General features: G+C 63.7%; 18 protein-coding genes, 2 tRNA genes and 1 pseudogene. 8 read left to right on the top strand and 13 right to left on the bottom strand.

Features of this window, described 5'->3' with window-relative positions:
• Positions 1-210 precede the first annotated feature (210 nt).
• A complete protein-coding gene (gene mobF / locus Y900_RS30030) occupies positions 211-3,066 on the bottom strand; it encodes a MobF family relaxase (protein ID WP_036349909.1) in 2,856 nt (951 codons plus the stop codon).
• 671 nt (positions 3,067-3,737) lie between these two features.
• Between mobF and Y900_RS32855 the strand changes: the two genes are divergently transcribed.
• The 4 genes from Y900_RS32855 (at position 3,738) to Y900_RS30005 (ending at position 7,369) form a co-directional block, all read left to right on the top strand.
• Positions 3,738-4,466: a PPE domain-containing protein gene (locus Y900_RS32855; protein WP_036349906.1), complete on the top strand. Its 729-nt coding sequence runs from the start codon at positions 3,738-3,740 to the stop codon at positions 4,464-4,466.
• Positions 4,423-5,684, top strand: a protein-coding gene (locus Y900_RS30015) for an IS3 family transposase (protein ID WP_096311544.1) whose coding sequence is annotated in 2 segments (ribosomal slippage) — positions 4,423-4,711 and positions 4,711-5,684 — 1,263 coding nt in all. Because the reading frame shifts where the segments join, the coding sequence is not laid out codon by codon here. The genes Y900_RS32855 and Y900_RS30015 overlap by 44 nt, the downstream gene beginning before the upstream one ends.
• Before the next feature lie 450 nt (positions 5,685-6,134).
• On the top strand, positions 6,135-6,722 hold the full coding sequence (locus Y900_RS30685) for a hypothetical protein (protein ID WP_051660629.1): 588 nt from the start codon (positions 6,135-6,137) through the stop codon (positions 6,720-6,722).
• Positions 6,719-7,369 (top strand): hypothetical protein, encoded by a 651-nt coding sequence (locus tag Y900_RS30005; protein WP_131536406.1) that lies wholly within the window; start codon positions 6,719-6,721, stop codon positions 7,367-7,369. Before Y900_RS30685 ends, Y900_RS30005 begins: the two co-directional genes overlap by 4 nt.
• On the opposite strand, the gene Y900_RS30000 is transcribed toward Y900_RS30005, so the two are convergent.
• The 6 genes from Y900_RS30000 to Y900_RS29975 all read right to left on the bottom strand — a co-directional run bounded on the left by Y900_RS30000 (position 7,366) and on the right by Y900_RS29975 (position 11,010).
• Positions 7,366-7,884, bottom strand: coding sequence for a hypothetical protein (locus Y900_RS30000; protein WP_131536404.1), 519 nt, complete (start codon positions 7,882-7,884; stop codon positions 7,366-7,368). The two genes, Y900_RS30005 and Y900_RS30000, sit on opposite strands and share 4 nt — an antisense overlap.
• 107 nt (positions 7,885-7,991) lie before the next feature.
• A tRNA-Leu gene (locus Y900_RS29995) sits at positions 7,992-8,066 on the bottom strand.
• Between the two features lies 1 nt (position 8,067).
• Positions 8,068-8,153 (bottom strand) — tRNA-Leu (locus tag Y900_RS29990).
• Positions 8,154-8,790: 637 nt separating this feature from the next.
• Positions 8,791-9,204, bottom strand: coding sequence for a hypothetical protein (locus Y900_RS29985; RefSeq protein ID WP_036349896.1), 414 nt, complete (start codon positions 9,202-9,204; stop codon positions 8,791-8,793).
• Entirely contained in the window at positions 9,194-10,405 is a 1,212-nt protein-coding gene (locus tag Y900_RS29980) for a rep protein (RefSeq protein ID WP_237752830.1), read from the bottom strand. The genes Y900_RS29985 and Y900_RS29980 overlap by 11 nt, the downstream gene beginning before the upstream one ends.
• A gap of 230 nt (positions 10,406-10,635) precedes the next feature.
• Complete coding sequence (locus tag Y900_RS29975; RefSeq protein WP_036349893.1) at positions 10,636-11,010, bottom strand: hypothetical protein; 375 nt, start codon at positions 11,008-11,010, stop codon at positions 10,636-10,638.
• 463 nt (positions 11,011-11,473) lie between these two features.
• Here Y900_RS29975 and Y900_RS29970 point away from each other — a divergent pair, with 463 nt between their 5' ends.
• Positions 11,474-11,653 (top strand): hypothetical protein, encoded by a 180-nt coding sequence (locus Y900_RS29970; protein WP_036349890.1) that lies wholly within the window; start codon positions 11,474-11,476, stop codon positions 11,651-11,653.
• 106 nt (positions 11,654-11,759) lie between these two features.
• Here Y900_RS29970 and Y900_RS29965 read toward each other — a convergent pair whose 3' ends face one another.
• Together Y900_RS29965 and Y900_RS29960 are read right to left on the bottom strand one after the other, a co-directional pair.
• A complete protein-coding gene (locus tag Y900_RS29965; protein WP_036349887.1) occupies positions 11,760-12,203 on the bottom strand; it encodes a hypothetical protein in 444 nt (147 codons plus the stop codon).
• Positions 12,200-12,805 carry a ParA family protein gene (locus Y900_RS29960; RefSeq protein ID WP_036349883.1) on the bottom strand — a complete coding sequence of 202 codons (606 nt, stop codon included), beginning with the start codon at positions 12,803-12,805 and terminating at the stop codon, positions 12,200-12,202. The genes Y900_RS29965 and Y900_RS29960 overlap by 4 nt, the downstream gene beginning before the upstream one ends.
• Positions 12,806-12,906: 101 nt before the next feature.
• Here Y900_RS29960 and Y900_RS29955 point away from each other — a divergent pair, with 101 nt between their 5' ends.
• The gene (locus Y900_RS29955) at positions 12,907-13,485 is read left to right on the top strand and encodes a hypothetical protein (protein ID WP_036349881.1); all 579 of its coding nucleotides are present in this window, start codon (positions 12,907-12,909) and stop codon (positions 13,483-13,485) included.
• A 460-nt stretch (positions 13,486-13,945) separates the two neighbouring features.
• Here Y900_RS29955 and Y900_RS29950 read toward each other — a convergent pair whose 3' ends face one another.
• The 3 genes and pseudogenes from Y900_RS29950 to Y900_RS29940 form a co-directional block, all read right to left on the bottom strand.
• A complete protein-coding gene (locus Y900_RS29950) occupies positions 13,946-15,319 on the bottom strand; it encodes a restriction endonuclease subunit S domain-containing protein (RefSeq protein WP_036349877.1) in 1,374 nt (457 codons plus the stop codon).
• Positions 15,316-17,316 (bottom strand): type I restriction-modification system subunit M, encoded by a 2,001-nt coding sequence (locus Y900_RS29945; RefSeq protein WP_202807802.1) that lies wholly within the window; start codon positions 17,314-17,316, stop codon positions 15,316-15,318. The genes Y900_RS29950 and Y900_RS29945 overlap by 4 nt, the downstream gene beginning before the upstream one ends.
• A 307-nt stretch (positions 17,317-17,623) precedes the next feature.
• Positions 17,624-18,186 (bottom strand): annotated as a pseudogene (locus tag Y900_RS29940) (recombinase family protein).
• Between the two features lie 292 nt (positions 18,187-18,478).
• Here Y900_RS29940 and Y900_RS29935 point away from each other — a divergent pair.
• Positions 18,479-18,697, top strand: a complete 219-nt coding sequence (locus Y900_RS29935) for a hypothetical protein (RefSeq protein WP_036349873.1) — start codon at positions 18,479-18,481, stop codon at positions 18,695-18,697.
• A 34-nt stretch (positions 18,698-18,731) separates the two neighbouring features.
• On the opposite strand, the gene Y900_RS29930 is transcribed toward Y900_RS29935, so the two are convergent.
• On the bottom strand, positions 18,732-18,956 hold the full coding sequence (locus tag Y900_RS29930) for a hypothetical protein (RefSeq protein ID WP_036349927.1): 225 nt from the start codon (positions 18,954-18,956) through the stop codon (positions 18,732-18,734).
• 141 nt (positions 18,957-19,097) lie between these two features.
• Between Y900_RS29930 and Y900_RS29925 the strand changes: the two genes are divergently transcribed.
• Positions 19,098-19,685 (top strand): hypothetical protein, encoded by a 588-nt coding sequence (locus Y900_RS29925; RefSeq protein WP_036349870.1) that lies wholly within the window; start codon positions 19,098-19,100, stop codon positions 19,683-19,685.
• Positions 19,686-20,494: the final 809 nt, after the last annotated feature.

The raw sequence follows: 20,494 nt of genomic DNA, 5'->3' as shown, positions 1-20,494 counted from the left end.
TGAAACTTCCTGTGTGGGCTTCAGTTTTGGTCCTTCCTCGTATGGGCCGCGTTGGTGCGTGGTGGTGGTGGATATCAAGACTCGCCCTTGGTCGACCGCGCAGCGGCGCGGGCACGCGGCCTTGACGGACACGGCCACCACGTCTCCATAATCGAGGCCGAGGAAGGGCACACCACCACCGACCGGTGTGAGCCGCCGCGTGCGGCGGCTCTACAGTCCGATGTCGTAGCCGGTGTCGCTCCCGCGTTCGCGGGTGTGCGCCTGGGCGCGGGTGCGGTCGAGGTAGTCGTGGAGCCAGCGGTTCTGCTGGGCCCGCTCGCTGGCTTGCTGGTCGGCCCAGGTGCGGTAGGCGGCGCGGCGGGATGCGATGTCGCGATCCCGTTTATCGGTGAAGCGGGCGACCCGCTCGGGGAGTTGGTCACGGTCGGTGTCGGCGGCGACTTGGTGCACGGTTTGGGGCCGGTTGTCGCGGCCGGTGATGGCCCGGACGAGGGCGGCGGCTTCTTGGGGGTCGCCGCGGCGGGCCTGGTGGACGCCGGGGACTGGGTTGGCGTGTTCGTGGTCGCCTTCCCCGGCGATCTTGTCGTAGATGAAGACGCGGTTCATCTCGCGGCCGCGGGTCATGCCCATGTAGAGGGTGTTGCGGTCGGTGCGGTTACTGACGATGGGGTAGGAGGTGTCGGCGGTGTCACCTTGGGCCGATTGCAGGGTCACGGCGTAGCCGTGGTGGACGTACTGGCGCAGGTAATCGGCGCCTAGCACGGCAATCGCGTTGTCGCTGAGGCGTCGGGCCTGGATGCGCGGTTGTTGGTCGCGGGTGTCGACGGCCTCGACGAGCCAGCGTTGCCCGTTGCGGACTTGGGAGGCGCGGGTGGTGGTGTCGACCTGCCCGCGGTCATCAGCGGCGGCCCAGACGGTGATGTCGGTGGTGTTGTTGCGGGTGACCACGATGTCCCCGACGCCGATGCGGTGGCCACGGGCCCCGGTGACGGTCGGGGCATCCGGTGCGACGCGATCGTGGTGGATTTGTTTGTTCAACGCGTCGCACAGCTCCCACCGATCGGGGATCAGCAGTGCGTCTTTGCCGGCGGCGACGTCGGCGCGGTAGTCGGCCAGGGCGTCGGCGGCCATGGTGACTTCATCGCCGCTGCGCAGCCGGTCGTGGTCGCGATACCAGTTGATGGCGCGACGCAGCGGGTTCGGGCCGCCGCTGGCCAGTGCCAGCGAGGCGGTCCGTTCGTCGGGGTCGCGCATCCGCCAGACCTCGGAAAGGCGTTGCGACCAGGGCAGATCGTCGCAGAGTTGTTCGAACATGCCGCCGCGTTTACGCACCGGGGACAGCTGATGAGCGTCGCCGACGAGCAGAGTTTTCGCGCCGGCAGGGGTGGAGTAGGTCAGCAGTTCGCGCAGCTGGTTGTTGCCGAAGAGACCGGCCTCGTCGACCACCACGATGGTGCGGTGATCCAGCGTCATCCGCCCGTTGCGGAGCTTGAGCAACGCGGTGTCGACGGTGTAGGCCTCGTCGCCGGCGCATTCCTCTTTCGCGATGTCGACGGCTCGGCCTTGGGGTGCCAACACGATGACGGTGCGCCCGCCCCGGTTGGCTGCTGCGTGCAACGCTTTGAGCGAATGGGTCTTGCCGGCGCCGGCTGGTGCGGCCAAGGGCTGCACCAGCCACGGTGATGCGGCGATGTTGGTGATGGCGCGTCGTTGATCGGCCGACAGTCCGTCGGCGTCGGCGTCGGTGACGCGGATGACGGCGCGTTCATCGCGGGCGTCGACCTTGTTGAGGATGTCCCACTCCTCGGCAAGCACCAGGTCGATGGTGTAGCGGACGTGCCCTTCGCGGTGATGGGCTTGACGCGTGTCGGTGACTCGGATGGCGATCTCGTCGACAGCTGCTTCGATCTGTTCGCGCGGGGAGCGGTCGTCGCCGTCGACCTCGATCGGCAGTTGCGCACCGATGATTTCCACCAGATCGGCGCGGGTGAACACAGGCTTGTCGATACTGGCGGCGATCTCGACGATGCGCTGCCGATCGAAGGTCGCCGGGGCTGCCTGGCGCTGCTTGCGGGCAGCCCGATTGGCCTCGACGTCGAACCAAAACCCGCGCGGATCATGGCGCCACTCCTGCTGCAGTTGCGCCCAGGACAGCCCTTCGGGTTTGGCCGGCCGGGTCGCTTTCTGCGCGACCGCCAGCTGCCCCTGGGTGGGTTGCCCATCAATAAGTTCGAGTTTGTTGTCGGCCCAGTCCCGCAACTGGGTGCTACGCCGGGAGTACGCCTTGATCTTCTCGGGGTCGACGCCGATCAGCTCGGCCATCCCGGTGTGCGGGTCGGTCGGCCCCCATTCCGCGCCGATCGATTGCGTCAGGACCCGCCGCGTCGTGGCCTGATAAATGATTCCGCCGGGCTTGGCTTCATGCCACAGCGAATCGCTGTCGAGGGAGGCGAGTTTGCCGTCAAAACGGGCTTGCTTGTTGGGCACGTTGACGTGGGTATGCAGGTGCGGATCACCCGCACGTGACGTCTCGTGTTGGTAGGCCGCGGCCACCAGACCGGGTAGCCGTTGGAGGTCTTTCTTGCCGGTGACGTTGTTGTGCACGCGGGTGTACCCGGCGTGCTGATGGATGTATTCGAGGGCCTCTTTCACCCCGGCGTTGTGCGCGTCCAGGACCGCTTTAGCCACCACGTCATCGCCGAAAGCCCGCAACAAACTGACACTCTTGGGCGCGCAGAACGTCAAGTCGAACCCGTGGTTGTCGCCCTCGGCGAAGCGCCGGCCGCGCGCCCCGTTGGGCGCGATTCCCGCGTCCATCCAGCGCGCCACGACATCCAAATCGGCCAGCCCACCGGCGCGCTGCTCATCGGTCAAACCCACCAATTCGGCCGCGGTGTGCGCGTCCCCGGCCACCATCCACACCGGCGCCCGGGTGTCATGTTCGCAGTAGTACTCACCCAACCCGCCGTTGGCCGCCGCGGCGTCTTTGGCCGCCTGCCCGGCCTGGCGCGCCGTGCGGTTGTAGTACTCGATCGACCACAGCTTCAGCGGTGCAATCGTCAGCATCGCCACCGCCCAGATCGCAGGTCCCGGCCCCAGCCGGGACCTGGGTTCAGCCACACCGAAGGTGTGCTGAAACTATGCTTGCACAAAATGTGCAAATGTGCCATGACGTTTGAGAGGTATCAACCTGGGTAGCTAACGATGGGCTGGCACGTGAGGATGGAAGGAGCAGCCGAAGGCTGCTAGAGACAGCAGCGAAGCTGCTGTGAACCAGGAGGCAAGACGAGGAAAGGGGGCAAGGCTAGGAACCACACAAGTGGGCTGAGGCGTGAAGGTGAAATACGCACGAACGCACATGGCGGGCCGTGCTGTGCGGGTCGCTTTCACGGCCACCGCAGTACGAGTAGCTGATCTAACTAATATCGCGTCGACGGGCCTGAAGTCGAACGTTCCTAGTCGGGCTAACTATCACGGTGAGGTCGCAACCTTCCGCGCTCACACATCGCCTATCTGGAGGCGGCAAGGGTTGCGTAGCCGTTGCGACCCAGCGGGTAGACACTGTCCGGGACAGCAGCATGGTGGTGATGGTTGAGGGTGTCGCGACCAGAGCCGGGGTTCTCGCGCGTATCGCCCTGCATCGAGATGCGGGAGCAGGGGTCGCGTCCACCCCTCGCTCATACTGATGGTCTGGGTGTGTGGTGACTTCCGGCCTAGCGGTAGGGGGGTGAGTGCCGATGGCGATCACGGTCGATGAGACGGGGTTACGGGCGGCGGCGACGCGGCTGTCGGCCAGCACCGGCACCCATCCCGTCGCGGCGGCTGAGCCGCCCGGGTTGGATGCGACGTCAATGTCGGCGGTCGCTCAGATCAACGCCGCCTCAACGGCGTTGGCGACTCTGCTCACCCACAGCTCGGCACTGCGCGAAGTCGGCGCAGTCGCGGTGACCGCGACCGCTACCACGTTGGCCGCCCAGGACGACGCCAACGCCAGCGGCATCGCCACGTTGACTACACCCCACACCGTTAGTGCGCCTCCGCCCCTGCCGAGCGTTCCGGAGCCGGTTGTGCCCGCGATCCCGACGATGCCCGCCGCCCTGGCTCCGCTGCCCGGGGAAGCGCACTCCCGTGCCCTCTACGGCGGCCCCGGCAGCCACAGCTTGCACGCACTCGCCGAACACCTCGACACCACCGCAACCCACCTGCGGGGACTTAGCGAGCACCTGTCGCGTACCGGCCAGTTGATCGACTCCAGTTGGGACGACGGCGGCCGCCAACAGGCCGGCGCCAACGTCGCGCGCCACGCTCGCTGGCTGGCCCAGGCCGGCGAGCATGCCGCCACGTTGGCCGTCCGCTGCCGCACCGTGGCGCTGAACCGCCCCGGCATGTCCGGAGACTCCATTTGTTGGGAAGGATGGGGTCATGTCAGGTGGTTCGTCGAGGCGGTATCCGCCGGAGCTTCGTGAGCGGGCGGTGCGCATGGTCGCTGAGATCAGCGATCAGCACGAGTCGGAGTGGGCGGCGATGGGCGAAGTCGCCCGGCTACTAGGGATCGGTACGGCTGAGACGGTGCGCAAGTGGGTGCGCCAGGCCCAGGTCGATGCCGGCGCCCGGGCGGGAACTACGACCGAGGAGTCCGCCGAGCTTAAGAAGCTGCGCCGGGAGAACGCCGAGCTCAAGCGGGCCAACGCGATCTTGAAGACGGCGTCGGCTTTCTTCGCGGCCGAGCTGGACCGGCCACACCACTAGTCTGTCGATTCATCGCTGAGCATCAGGGCCGCCGGGAGGGCCCTGATGGTCTGCGGTGGGGTGTCCAGTCGATCTGTGATGAGCTCGTCCGGCTCGGTGTGCAGATCGCCCCGTCGACGTACTACGAGCATCTCGAGCGTGAGCCCAGTCGTCGCGAGATTCGCGACGAGGAGCTCAAAGCCCACGTCAATCGTGTTCACGCCGCGAACTATCGCGTGTACGGGGCGCGCAAGGTGTGGCTAGCACTGAATCGCGAGGGCATCGGGGTTGCCCGCTGCACGGTGGAGCGGCTGATGGCTGAACTCGGCCTGTCCGGTGCGGTACGTGGTAAGGCCAAACCGACCACGATCGCTGATCCGGCCGCAGTGCGTCCGGCCGATCTGGTCGGTCGGCGCTTCGGTCCGGTCGCACCGAATCGGCTCTGGGTGGCCGATCTGACCTATGTGTCGACCTGGTCGGGGTTCGCCTACGTCGCGTTTGTCACCGATGCCTACGCTCGGCGGATCCTGGGCTGGCGGGTGGCGTCGACGATGGCGACCACGATGGTGCTCGACTCGATCGAGCAGGCCATCTGGACGCGTCAGCAAGACGGTGTCCTCGATTTGAAAGATGTTGTCCACCATACGGATAGAGGCTCGCAGTATACGTCGATCCGATTCACGGAACGTCTCGCCGAAGCCGGTATCCAACCGTCGGTCGGTGCGGTCGGCAGCTCGTATGACAACGCGCTCGCCGAGACCATCAATGGGCTGTACAAGACCGAGGTGATCAAACTGGGCAAGCCCTGGCGCACCGTCGAGGACGTCGAGTTGGCGACCGCGCGCTGGGTCGACTGGTTCAACCACCGCCGGCTCTACGAGTACTGCGGCGACGTCCCGCCAGCCGAGATTGAGGCTGCCTACTACGCTCAACAAGCGAGGCCAGCCGCCGGCTGAGTCCTCAAATCAGAAAATCTCCGGACTCCCCGGGGCGGTTCAGCGCAGGGTTTCGAGACGGCGAAGAACAACACCCCCAGCCCGCAGGAATTCGCTCACGCCCGCACCACCCTCAACGCCGCGATCGCCCGGTTCAACGCCAGCGGCGGCCTCAACGCCACCGAAGTCCAAGCCGCCACCCAACACCTGGCCACCCTCAACGCCCACGCCACCACCCACGCCCTGACCTACCACGCACACACCACCACCACCGCCCTCACCGGTGACACCCTTCGCCCCGCACCGTCGATCACCCGCAACGGAACAATCCAAGCTGTCGACCACCACACGTTCAAAGACGCTCCGGCAGATGATTCGGGGGATTCTGGTGATGATCGTCCGTGGAAGGACCGGCCGTCGCCGCGCACGTGGAAGGAAGCCCAGGATGCGTTGCGGCAGTTGGAGCGTGGGGTGAACAAGCCGAACCGCCAGCTGGACACTCCGGAAGAGATTCAGGAGTTCTGGGACTGGCTGCGCGGGAACTCGGCCGGACATGCTCCCTCGAGTGCGCCGTTTCCTCGAGAACAGCTCGACGACGGGACGATCATTTCGTTTCGCCCGGACAGTGAATCCGGGGGTGAAACGGTGACGGTGTCCCCGCCTGGAGGCAAAGACATCAAAGTGCATCTGCCGCCGGCGGCGCCGTTCATCAGCGGCCCTCCACAGTTGCCTCCGCTGGCCGATCACCCGCCGTTGGCACCGCCGCTGCCGGGTCCGGTTGGTCCCGCGCCGGCCGGGTTACCGCCGTGGCTGCAAAACCCCGCCCTGCATGGCACACCGATCCCCAGCCAACCTCCGACGATCATGCCTGGTGTTCCGCTGCCGGCGAGCCCGCCTCCCGTCACCTCGACACCCGCTCCGGGACCGGCGTTGTTACCGCAGATCGGCCACGATCTGGCCGATGCCGGGGAAAAGATCGCCGTGGGCGGGTTGATCGGCATCGCGATCATCGGCGGTCTGCTCGGCATCGGGCCGGGCGCGGCGACGGCCAGCCCATGACCGCCCCTACAGGCGGCCCTGGGCGCCCAGGCGCCTCCCCCGACCGATCGTGGCAGCGGTGGGCGGTGGCCTCCTCGCTGGTGGAGGCGCTCGCTGATGAGGACTGGGGCGTCGATGACCTGGTAGCGCTCACTGGTGCCTATACCCCTGGATGGGTGCACCGGTTACCGGCACCGGCGCACTGGCAGCGGCTGGACTTCCCGGATGCCGAGTCGGTGGTCGCTCCCGCACGGGTCTTGGTGTGGGGGCCACGAGGCGGCGGTGGGTGGGAAGCCACCGACACCCTGCAGGTGTACGGCTACACCGGCATCCCGTCGTTCGGCGACGTGCTGGGCAGCACCGCGCGCAGCCTGGATGATCTAGACGCCCACGACATGCGCACCGGGTTGTTAGCCATGCCGTCAGTGCCGGGAGTGGCCGCTGAACGCAGCACCGCCGTGCTCACCGTGGCTGGCCGCCGGATCTTGACCCAACTGACCAACTACGTCGCCGCAAGCACCACGCCCCATGCTGGCCGGTTGATTGTGCACAGCCTGTCCGTCGCCGCGGGACACCCGGAGCTCGCCGAGGACCTCACCGCACTGACACGCAGCGTCCAGGAGGCGTTCACGGCCTTGGTTGCTGCCGAGGCTCGGGGTGTGGGTTAGTCGTCGCTGGCGACCATCAACGCCAATTCGCCTGCGGCGCGGTCGATCATCACGTACTCGTGGAACCCGTCGCTGCCGACGACCTCACCCCAGTCATGTTGAGCCTTTGCGCGAATGTCAGGGAGTTGGTAGATGACGGTGGCGTGCTGGATGCGGGGATAGACCTCCCGGTCCATGGCGTCGCGATCGGCTGCGGGCCACGGTGTGTAGTACCCGGACCAGGTGCGGATCACGGTTTCCACCGCGGCGGGGGTGGCGACGGTGAACGTCTGGGGGGTGATCGCGGCCAACCAGTACGGGCCGTGTTTGTCGACCATGTCGGTATCCCCCGTGCCGGCGTAACTGTCGCGGTAGCGCACATCGGCGATCATCGCCGCCAAGGCGGCCTGATCATCGACTTCGGCGGGCACGGCGAACACCTTGATGCTGACCCACTGGCGGGTCACCGCCGGATTGATGAAGATCTCGCGCTGATACACCACCTGCTGCGCTGCAGCCCTCGATGCGCTCGTCATGGTCGTTCACCTCCCTGCCCCGCTGGCGAGGTGTTCACCGTCGCGCGGGGCCGCTGCCTATCATCGTCCTCACCGCACCGACGCGGTCTGTCGGTGCGGCCTTTTCGTGCTCCTCATGGGATTCGAACCCATACTGGACGGTCCCTCAGACCGTTGCCTCTGCCAGGTTGGGCTAGAGGAGCGTGCGCTTGGAGGGACTCGAACCCTCATGTCCGTCAAGACACTGGTACCTGAAACCAGCGCGTATACCGAAATTCCGCCACAAGCGCGTAGCACTGAAAACCCCTGTGCGACAGGGGACATCAGTAGAAATTAGAGAAGATGGAGGACAACGCCACCCGAAAAGTTTCGTTGCCACGCAACCGCTGTCCCCGGCAAGAAAGCCGAGGGGCTTCTCGCCGGACTAACTAAGTCGCAGGGAGATCGATCGCCGTAGCGGCAACCGGAGGCGGTAGTGCGTTGTCATGTCTCAATTCTATCGGATACCTCCGACATAACCAAGGGTTTTTCCCTGTCTGCGACCCTTAGTTTTTGCCGAGATATGTTGGTGCCCAATGCTATCCGCATGGTGCGTATCTCCTCTGATGGAATGGGTGTTGCCCACAATGGGGCCTTTCTTGATACTGGCCGGTTTGTGCTCGGTGGCTGGTGCGGTCAAGGCTCGGCGTAGCCGACCGCACAGCGGCCCTCGGGCCTTGACGGCGACGGTCGCCGTGTTCACCACAATTCCGGCGGAAGCAAAGAAGGGCACTGACCCCACCTGCGCTGACACCATCGTGGTGCTCATTTCGCACCGCGGCCCTACGTCGCACGACCGAGCACACCTGACCAGAACCTCGGTGGCCGGCCCCTGACCGGTTGACTAACGGTCATTTGTCCAAGTTGAGGTGGCAACCGTAGGCAGCGTCAGTCGATGGTGTTGGGGTGCCAGGTTTTTCGTTCATCGTGGGGGCAGATCCAGATGCTGAGGTCCCATTTGGTGGGATCTGTGTAGTGGTCGATGTAGAGGCTGCGGATGCGGTCGAGGATGGCTTCGGGGGTTCCCGGCCAGGGGTCGAAGTAGGTGGGATCACCGCCGAGGACGTCACCGACCTGGATCAGGTTCTCGTGCAGCAGCGAGCCCAGGACGTCGAGGACGAGGGCGTGGTGTTCTTCGGCGGTGACGGCCAGGGTGTGGCGGTCGATGAGGGTTTGCACGTGGGCCATCGGTAGTACGTCGTCGTCGATGTCTTCGAGCAGGCGTGCGCGCAGGACTGCCGCCGCTGTGGTGGGGGCCAGCGGGCCGTGCGGGGCAGCGGAGTTCGCATCATCAGCGGCCACAGCGTTGACTGTACGGCCGGTGGTGGGGAGCAGCAGGGTGCTGACCTGTGTGAGAGCCGAGTGGGGACGTCGGTTGGTGGCGTGCTAACCCGCGTTGGTGGAGTATTCGGCGGATCTCGTGTTGGGCGGCGGCGATGCGGGCGCGCGCTGTGTCGGTGAGGACGATGGGTGGCGGCGTCTGGTCGATGCTGCCGGCGGCAGAGCCGCCGGCCTTTGTTGGTGAGGGCTCGGGAGGTGACCAGGACAGGCGTCGGAGTCGACTGGCCAGGAACGCACCGGGGTTGGTGATGTGGTCGGGCCACGTCAGTCCGTGAGCGCGCATGTCGGCGTTGAGCGCGTCGGTGATGGCCCGTGCGGTCCACACCGTGGGGTCGATGCCAGCAGCAGTGATCGCATCGCAGATGGTGCCGATGTGCACACGGTCCAGGCCGTGGGTGCCGGCGACGAGGCCAGCGGCCAGGCGTTGGATGGCCAGCGGCCGCGAAGTGGTCCGCCGGCATAGTGCACGGGTTTTGAATCCGTTTCCTATGTGTGAATCCTGGTTGGCGGGCGCGCTTGCGCGCCCGCTTGGTGAGTTCCTCCCTACGGGAGAAGAACAACTAACACCGCCTGACGGCGGTAGGTGGAAATCGTGCACAGGCTCATGCACAGGCGAGCGCGTAGCGCGGTGGTCTGGGCGGCGGGGCACCAGGTGGTACACCGAGGGTCGCCGGCCGACGCTGGGGGTGCCGGGTGAGCCGTGGCCGCGTTGGGCCTCGATGGCCCATTGGGAGGTCCGTAGCACCCGCCAGGCGGCGGTGACGGTGCGTACGTCACAGCCCACTCGGGAGGCGATCGTGGCGCGGGTGACGGCGACGTGGCGGCCGGTGGCGTGGTCGGCGTGCTCGGCCATCACCGTCGCGATCGACAACAGTGTGGCCGCGGTGATCGACACCCGCTGCTCCGCGCACAGCTGGCCCAGGGCCGGCGACTCCGCCCAGCGCTGGAGCCCGTCGAGCCAACTGCTGCGGCTGGTCCACATTGGCGCCCGCGGCGCACACGCACCAGCACGCTCGACCCAGCCGCGCCGGCGTTCGTTGGCCAGCGCACGCTCGACGTGCGGTGTGGGTGCGAGGGCTGCGCCCAGCGACGTCGGCCACGCACTGAACCGATGTGATCGGGCATTGGAGAAGTCACGATTTGCGCACTGATTGCGCGCCATTTCTGGAACGTCAGACAGGCGTGCGCTACCGTGAGAGCTGTCGACCAAGACAGTCCCTTCGGGGATATGGGTACGGAGACCCCGAACCGAGTTGCGAGCTCGGTTTGAACCTCCAGACGTGGCCCCGCTTCAGGCGGGGCCTTCGTCATTCAGCGGGGGTTCCGCACCAGATATTCAGATGTCACGCATTGGCCCGGACGGCTCTGACTTGACGCCCGGACGGCATCTGGTCACATCGCCAGCGGCAGAACCTCCTCAACTTTCGTGTCGAGTTCGCGGACAAGATGGGGAAAGCCCATGTGCCGACAGATGACGTCGGCGAGATAGGTGGACCGCTGCATTCCGAGTCGTTGATGATCACGCTCGACGAGCTGCGCGATTGGCAGTGGCAGACGTACTTTTGCGTGCGGGCCGATTGCATAGTCGGTATCGGCCTTTACAGGCTGCGATTTAAACAGCAGGTGCTGCGGTAGGTGGCGCATGAGATCGGGCCGGCCGTAGTGGAAGCACACGATGTCAGTCAGCACCGCCGACCGGTCGACGCCGTAGTCGGCCGCGGTTATGGCCGCGGTCTTCAGAACGGTGACGGGCAGTGTTGCGGTCATGACGGCTCGTTCCCCCAAGGACGGGCGGCCTCGACGAGTTGATCCGGTCATGCGGACGATCCTGCCCGCGGCTTTGCCGGAAATGTTGCCGACGCGCCGGTACCCGGTAGACCAATTTCCGGCAATGGCACCCTTCCTGGTCAAGGTCCGGGCGCGTCTCGTCGAGAGTCGAGCTGTCGATCGCCGGCGCGGACGCACGTAAAAACCATTCCCGCATTTCGAATCGCATTAAGGCTGGTCAGCGCAGTGCTGCACTCCCCTTCTCTACGTTCTCGCCTATGCAGCGATCAGCAGTCGGGGACGACAGACCCATAGGACAGTGCGAAATGCACAGTCGTGACCACAGCGGACCTGTGATGGAGCGTCGCAGTCACCCGGAAAAAGTGGAGGCACTCGACTTGAGCGCTTCCTGGGAGCTCATGGGCGGGCTCTTACCGGTACTTCCACGAAGCGGAGTGCACCGATGAGCATCACTATCGCCACTGTTGTTGTCGTTGTCGTTGTCGCAATCATTGTTGCGATCATCGGCTTCTACCTGTTAGCGGCGTTTATCGTGCGCACCACAGGTGAGACCACTGGCATCGCTGATATTGGACGGGCGGCGGCTGCCATCATCGCGGCTGTCCATCGCCCTCGTCAGTGAATGCTAACCACGCAACTCTCGTGCTCAGAGAGTCTACATCCATCAATCTATAAATCCATATACCTGTATGTATGGATTGATGGATGTAGACCTATATGTATGGGTGTCAGGCGCTGAGCTCGGGATATGCGCCGTGGACGGCCGCCAGGAGCAGGGCTTGCACGCTGGTGTCGTACTGGGCGGCGGTCACCTTCAGCGTCTTGTGCAGGTCAGCGGGTAGGTCCACGGTGCTTCGCCGACCGTTTACTCCTTGGAACTGCCGAGACGATTGCGCCAGTGCTGCCGCGTCGGTGAGTCCGTCGGTGGCCGCGAGGCGTACGAGTTCGGTCACTGTGGTGTCGCGGGTTGCTGCGTGCGACTTGAGGCCGAGCCGCATTTGCGCGGGATAGACGACGGTGGTCCGCTGCGGGGGCGCATCGGACCGCGGTGGGTCGGTCGTCGGGGAGACAGGGTGGAAGGTTTCGGCCGCCCGGGCGCTGGGTGCCGTCGACACCGGCCGGCGAATGATCGAAGACCGAACTTGGTCGGCGGTGGTCTGCTTGGCGTTCACTGCGCAACAACCTCCTCGGGCACCATCGCTGCGGTCAATTCCTCGAATACGTCGGCGTAGTCGCCGAGGTAGCGAGGAATGCCACGGCCGAACGCCCGCTCAACGGCGGTACGTGCTCGCACGACGGTGCGCAGGATGGGCGCTTCAGCGTCGGCCAGTGCTAGCGGGATCTCGGTGGCCTCGACTTTCCGGAGATCGACCAGCGTCAGCAGAATGGTGGTGGGTCGGTGTGCGGTGATGTCCAACGTCGGCCATACGCGGTCTATGTCGGCCGATCGCGGTCCGGTCGGAATGATCACCAAATCGGCCGCGTCGATCGCGGCGTCGATCGCCGTAGCAGTGCCCGGCGGGGTGTCGATCACGATGAGCTCATCGGGCGTACTGGTGAGTCCTCGGAGGTCGTCTGCTGTGGCGGGAGTGACCGTGAAGGGCAGCGACATGTCCAGTGATGCCGCTCGTTCCGCCCAAGAGGTCGCCGAGCCCTGAGGATCGGCATCTAGGACGCGCGTGGAAATACCTCGTCTAGCCGCTGCAGCAGCTAGGAACATCGCGGTCGTGGTCTTAGCAACCCCACCCTTGGTGTGCACGAGTGACCAAATCATGGCGCAACCATACACCAATCCATCTATACATACAGGTATATGGATTGATGGATGTTTGTGTCCGTGCGCTCGTGCACCCGTGGCCACTACCGTCTGCGCCCATGAGTGTGTTTGACGCCTGGATTGATGAATCGGGGTCCCACCAGCGCGTTGATCCTGGGACATACATCCTGAGCGCTGTCATCAGCGAGGCCGCGAAAGCTGCGGCGGCGCGGGAGGCGATGCGGTCGCTATTGGTGGGTAGAAGGCATCGCAAGCTGCACTGGCGTGATGAGGATCGGGGCCGACAGCTCACGATCGCGGCGACAGTCGCCAAACTGGACGTCGAACACCTAGTCGTGGTGCGGTCACGCCCCGACAGCAGTGATCACCCTGAGCGTCAGCGCCGGCTCTGTATGGAGCGACTATTGCCGGAGTTGGTAGCTCTGGGTGTTGGTCGGGCAGTGGTGGAGTCACGCGGCCCCAAGGATGACCGGCAAGACCACCGGACGCTGGACTATCTGCGCCGGAGGCGAATGCTCGGCGGCCAGCTGCGTCTGGATCATGTTGGCGGGCCTGCCGAGCCGATGCTGTGGATACCCGATGCGTGTTGCGGGGCGGTCACTCAGCTGCGCTGCGGCGATCCCGAGCACTACGCCCTGATTGAAACGAAGGTGACCCTGCTCGAAATCGAGCCCTGAATACGCAGAACCCCAGGCCCTGTCTTCCGGCAGGATCTCCTGGGGTCCACTTCTGATGACACCGCAATGCATCAGCTTCACCTGCAACTATAGGCACAACGGGTAGACCATGCAAGCGTGCGCTAGCCCATGCGAACTATGCCTGAATGCCTTGTCCCAGCCACGACCAACCCAGTTGCGACCACGGATTATGAGTCCACGGCTCCGCTGCCCCGGGCACATTCGGATCTAGGGCTTAGAAGGCCCTTGCTCGCGCACGCCGGACCCGCTGATTAAGAGTCAGAGGGTATGAGCGAGGCCTTGGTTCCGCGCCACGACCGATCAACCTGGGACCTGCGGATTAAAAGTCCGTAGGTCCCGCGCGATGCAACTGCAGATCAGAAGGTTAGGAGTGCGTGGGCGCCAATTCCAGCAGCGTCAGTCGGTGGCGCAACTTTGTTTGGCGGCGATAGTGCTTGGCCTAGAGCCGAGCACCAACTTTGTCCAAGATTTCGCTTTCTAGGACGTCTATGGCCTTGCGTTCGAGCGAGTTAGCGGCTGAGAAGTCATTCCAGCATTGGATTGCTGCATCACCTCTCGCTTCATCAACGGGCGGTAGAAGCACCTGATCAAGATCAGGGGGATAGACCGTATCCACTACCGAGCCACAGGCGCATGCCTTCACCTGAGCCTGTACCTGCCACACTGCGAACGATAGGTACAACCAACCAGGATTTACACCGGCCTTCGGCCGTACACGCATCACGTGATTGTTGGCAAGCCAGGACGCCCGATCGCTCGTAATGAGCGCGGGCTGGGCAATTCGTTCCTCGGCGCGCCCCTCAGCCCCGAACGCAATCATTCCGTCGGACAACTCATAGACGGAGAAGTCGAACGACCGCGAAGCGATATAGCGCAGGTTGACGGGTTTGGCTTGCAGTAGTTGCCGCCCCGACACGATAGGGCGTCCATAGGCGGACTCGACGTAGTAGCGCTTATAGCGACCGGGGATGAACGTCTCGGCGACATCACCGACCTTCACCCCATCGCTTTGGAACGCGTTTCGTATCGCACGCACCAGCGGATCGTGAAACGCAGCATCCAGGCGAACTCCCAATGAAGAAGCGCGCTGAGTCCAACCCTCTCTCATCGGACGGTCGCGGCTCGGCTGTGGCAACTGCTGAGCGAACTCGGTGACGAGTGCGTCCAACCGCAGTCGGGCGCTCTCGCGAAGCGTTACCGCTTTGCGCATCTTCGACACGATCGAGGTGGTCAACTTACGGTCAAAAAAGGGCACCTCAATGGCAGCAAGATCGTCGGCAGAGAGATGATCGATGACATTGCCGGTCTTGCTCCGGGTTAGCAACGCCTGGCCCGTCGGCGTGCTAAGAAATGTAAGCGCATACAGGCGGTCTGCCTCGTCATCGATGTTCAACCGGAGCATGTCATCGCTCACGACGAAGCGGCTGATGAAGCTGTCGGCATATACCAACGGCCCCAGGTTGCGACCCGAGCATGTCTGCAGGATGGTGCCCGGCTTTGGCGTCAACCGGTCGAGACCGTTGCTGCCCGCCACAGACAACATGTCGGCAGCTTGGGGGAGGTAGTCGAACACATCGTACGGGCGCAGATATGGCAGCGCCTCTTCGCCAGGTGCGGCGTACACACGCTTCGTGCGTGTCGTAGGACTCACACTACCGAGTGCGCCTTCGCCGGCGACTCTGCTAAATCGAGTGCCGGCTGCCTTCAGAAGCACCATGTGCTCGTTCGCCTGAACGCCCGGCGAGCAATGAAATTTGGCATCGAGCCGACCTTGCGCGAACGCCACGCTCGACCGGACAGGAGCCACGATCATTTCTGCTCGCTCAACCAGCGTAGGTAAGCGGTGGCGACTTCCGGGAGTTCATCGTCGACTTGTCGCTCTGTGACGGTGATATCTCGCCGCACCTCTCCACCAGTCTTCTGGTCGATCTCGGTGACGGTCTCGACTCTGCTGATTAGAGCGTCTTCCCCCTCGTCAGTTCGCCGATAAATCACATTGCCGCGCTTGTCGTGGCCGATCTTCTCGGCCACTGCCATAAACAGCGGGTAGTCGAGGCCTGTGATCTCAGCTTCAGCGACTTCTTCGGCGCTGAGCCGTCTCATAAGCACCATCGACGTCTGTGTGTCGTTGCCCGGCTGAAACAGGTCCCGGTGCATGTCAACTACGGCGAGTATTTGGGCGTGCCGTACCAGCCAGTGTCGGACGTAGGCGAGACCTGGATTGTTGAGGATGCCATTCGGGATGACCATCGCCATGCGCCCCGTGCCGGGTTTGAGCAACTGCAGCGCGCGTTCGATAAACAGGATTTCTGGCGGTTGCGACTTCTGCAGCACACTGCTGCCGTGCCGATCCACTCGGATATCCCAGTTGCCGCCCTCGTCTTGATCCCACGTAGCGGCGAGGTCGTACTGAGACAGGGTGTCTTCGTCGTCGACCGGGATCTTGGCGCCGAAAGGGGGATTCGAGACGATTACGTCGATGCTGCCAAGTGGGATCGCCTTGCGCGTGAGGGCATCCCACCGATGTGGATTCTCAAGGGTGTTTCCTTGGAAGAGCCCACCGGACCCGTCGTTGTTCATGACCATATTCATCTTGGCCGCTCGAACCAATGCAGGGTTGAGATCAATGCCGAATACGTTTTGCGATAGATACTCAGTTCTGCGTCGGAAAAGCTCTTCTCGCTCGGAGTCGGTTCCGTTTGCGGGATCGACCCACTGCTCCCGCTCCGATCGCTCGATGAATTCGAGCGCGTGGTTCATTGCGGCGATGAGGAAACCGCCAGTCCCACATGATGGATCCAGGAGGCGTTCTTCCGGCTGCGGGTTAATCATCGAGACAGCCATTCGGCAAGCGTTTCGAGGGGTGAAGAATTCGCCGCGATCGCCGCGAAGGTTGGAACCTACGATCTCTTCGTAGGCCACGCCCTTCACGTCGACCGGTGAGGCCAGCAGCGAGTAACCCTGCAGCTGCGTTACGACGTAGGCGACGACCGTCGGCTTCAAATCGATCTCGGTGTCTTTGACGTCGAAGATGGTGGGGTACTTCTTCACCACTTTCGTGGTGAACAGGTCTTGAATGCGCTTCTTCGCGGCGGTGGCGATCGAGCTGTTTTCCCGCTCGCTTGGAGTGGCATAGAAGCTGATCACCTTTGATCGCTCGTCCTCGATCTTGGTGAAGATCAGTTTGAGCAACTCCCAAAAGGCCTCGGTCTTCTGTTTGCCCTCGTGAGCGGCGATGTAGTTGTGGCAGCGCCGGAAAGCGAAAAGGAGATTGTCAGCTGTTGCCGGCTTCAAGTCTTTGCGCTTGGGACGCTGGGCGTCCTCCTCCGTCTGACCGAGGCCCGGTATGTCGATGATCTCATCGACAGTCCAGCCGCCCTTCCCATCAGGTCGCTTGGCGAAGCAGAGTCGGTCGTCGCCATTCGTCCACATACCGTATTTGGTGTTTAGGCACGCCGACATATACGAAATCAGCTGGTCGACGCCCTCCGTTTTATGCGACGGCTTAATGTCTGCCTTCTTGGTCTCGACCAAGATGTATGCGTTGTTCTGAGTGTGGTCTTGCCCGGGTCCGAATACCGCGATATCGGCGCGCTTTCTGCTGCGGCCCACTCCGATCGGAAACTCCGGCTCACAGTCTTTAGCTGAGTATTTGTACTGTCTGACAAGAGCTTTCTCGATGTTCTGACGAACGTATTCCTCGGGTGTGTCGTTAAGGAGCTTGCCGGTTAGATAATCGGAGACCTTGCCGTCTGGAACCGAGCCGACGGGTACGACAGTTGGCGCGACCGGCATCGGCGGTACCGACACATGACCTCCCTAGATGCGTCGGAGACAGCACGCCCAGCGGCAGGTCTAACTGCGCAGCCAGGGTCGTGCAGGAGCCTACCGCCCGCCCGCGGATTGCCGGACGACCGACCACTCGCGAGCCGCACCGGGTCACTGCACTGCGGGCGAGCGTGGGGAAGCAGCGCCTGGCCAGCTCCATCGCTTCGGCACTCACCGCTGGTGCGCTTCCGCGTGAGCGGTAAGTCGTGATCTCCGCCATCGACGAGGGCTCAGGATTCACATCCAGCTGATCGGATTCGACCGCATCGACTCCTCCAATGCTGAGTTGTCATCGTGCTGACAGGTACCGATATGCCGTTGCCCTGCTCACGCCGAATGCTTGAGCAAGTTCGGACACAGGTTCACCCGTGCCGGCGAGGCGGCGTAGTTGTTCTTGACGCTCTGGGGTCAGCTTGCACGGCTTGGTAGCGGGCATATGGCGGGCACGCCGGGAATCGCGCGAGGCGGCCCGCCGTTCACGGCGAGCTCGAGCTCGAGCTCGGCCAGCGTCGCCATGATGGCGGCCACGGCACGGCCTGTCGGCGTACCCGTGTCTACGCCTTCCCGCAAGGCGCGCAACACAATTCGCCGGTCAGCAAGACCTGCGATAGTGCGGGTGACTTCCGCAACAGACCGGCCCAGTCGATCGATGGCGGTGACCACCACGGTGTCGCCCTCACGGGCGTATCTCAGCATGGCCGTCAGACCAGGCCGGTCAGTGTTTACAGCACCAGAGAGCTTGTCGGTGAAGATTCGGTCCGCGTCGACGCCGGCTACGGCGAGCGCGCCAAGTTGGGCCTCCAGGTCCTGGCCGGTGGTGCTGACTCGCGCATAGCCGAGGGTCGCCGTCATGCCAACGACTGTCTCATCCTGCACCGACAGCGCAGATCTGAGACACGCGGTGTGAGACAGGAAATGAGACACTGTGACCTGGGGCTACAGGAGGGGGAGTAGCCCCATTTTGGTGTGTCTCATTTCTCTAAAAATGAGACATGCTCGAATGCAGGTAGCTTGTTGCGTACCCCACGGGCGAACGTGTTGTGACCCGACAACACGGCGTGGGGGCGTGAGCTAACCATGCGAGGCAGGCTCCGCATTCCCACGGCGAGGGGATCGCGCGACCCGACTAACTGGAAGCGCCCGCATGAGTCCACTGCAAGCCACTGCTGTCATTGTCATCGCCGCCCTGGCCTTCGGCGCGATGGTCCGCGCGATCGTCGCCATAGGGTTTTACCTGCTGGCGGCGTACATCGTCCAAAAGACCGGTAAGGCATCCGACGTCGCCGCTATCGGTCGAGCGGTCGGCGCGCTGGTTGCTTTCAGGTCCGCACGGCAGACGCCTCCCTGGCGAGCCGAAATCTGATCGGCTCTTCCGACCCACTGGGATGATCTCCGAATCACTTCTCCGCGTGCGTCTTTCGCTGTTTGTACTTCACGAACCCGTCAACGGCTTGTTTCGTCACGCCGAGCTGCGCGGCAATCCACGTCGTACCGCGGCCGCCGTCGATCAGGCGTTGCGCTGCCGTGCGGCGCCGCTCCCGTGCATCCGCGAGTTCATCAGTCAGACGTTCCAGATCGCTATGGGCGCGCACCAGCTCCTCAAGTGCGTCGCTTTCTTCCATGCCGCCCATCTCACCATGAACTCCGGACCCGCCCGAGCGTCTAGCAACGAACCACCACAACGGTCAAGACTATCTTGACAAGCCGGGGAGTGACACCTAGCGTCAAGACTATCTTTACTCGCTCCATTGGGAGGTCTGCCAATGAGCCTTGACGCCGTCTTTGAGGATGCCGCCCGGGCGCACTTCGCCAATCCACCGGCGACCTGGCGCATCCACCCCGGTCCCGGCGGATGGAACATCGTTGATCTTCACGGCGCGGTCCTGGACACGTGCGCCACGTTCGCTCAAGGCGAACAATGCCGCCACAGTGGCCCGGCAGCGCAACGCTGGCATCGCCGCACCGACTGGTACCTGGGCTATGACGACACCAGCGGCAGCCGGCCTCTCACGGCACTGGAACGGCTGATCGTGGCCGACCTCGTCGACGCCGTCACCAGCGCCGATTTCGAAATCCGTCGGGCCACCAGCGTTCGGCCTGCACGCTTCGTCGACCAGGAGGCCAGTGACGATCGCCTGTGGTTGGCGGCCCTGCTTCCTGACGGGCACTACCGAGTCCGCGGAGACTTCGCCACCACCTACCGAGCTGACCAGCTCGATTTCCAGGACGAACAGGCAAGCGCGGAATTCCGAACGTTTCTCTACGAACTCATCACCGGACAAGAGCTGGCGACCGCTGCCAGCCATTCCACCGAAAACAAGGCCGCGCGGCACTGGATAGTTGCTGATTAACGATGTGAATCTGCCCCGAACGAGAGCCGCCGATTATGTCGGGTTCCGGCAGTAAGATCGGCACCAAAGACATTGCGCCCATTGGCAATACAACGCAACACGTGAACAAATCAGGCAATTTAACGCAACTAGTGAACAATGGATGAGGCAATAGGGGGTAGGTGTGGACGCGCAATCGCGGTCTAACCATATGGGCGACCAGTACACCCACCAGCCTCCCGTGGCCACCTACCCGGGCGGCTCTGGTGCCATGCCCCCGCAGATGCCGCAGTTCTATTCAGCGCTGGCGCCTCGCAAGCGCAGGGGCGGCCTGATCGCGGCATTGATCGGAGGTGCCGCGGTCGCGCTCACTGCGGGCATCGTGGGGGGTCTGATCGGCAATCACATGGCAGGTACTACCACGGCCGCGCCTCCATCTGTTGCCGAACCCCCCGGCACCGACAGCCGAGCAGGTGCACGCCGCCACGGTCGACCTCTGCACGCGCTTCGCAGCGGGGTATCACGCAATGCCGTCCCCGCAAAACAGTGATGCAGACGTCATCCCAAGTCTGGCGTACATCACTCAAGCATTAAGCGATAACCCGTTGGCCGACCAGCGCAATTCGCGGTGCACTGACAGATAGTCTCAAGCTTGCCCGAGACCAGGCGTCCAAGCTCACAAACGAGCCGCCCCGTGGTGCGATCCAACCAGCCACTACTTGGACCGCCGCGGCAGCCAATGATGCGGATCAGAAGGTGTGGGATCTGTGTAGGGCGTACGGGAGCTGATCCGTGGATTCTGTAGCAGGGGGAGCGAGCGAAGGGGCGGG

It is taken from the genome of Mycolicibacterium aromaticivorans JS19b1 = JCM 16368 (assembly GCF_000559085.1).
Lineage (GTDB): Bacteria > Actinomycetota > Actinomycetes > Mycobacteriales > Mycobacteriaceae > Mycobacterium > Mycobacterium aromaticivorans.
Note: the sequence above shows the minus strand (reverse complement) of the source record. Positions and strands in the feature narration are given on the sequence as shown.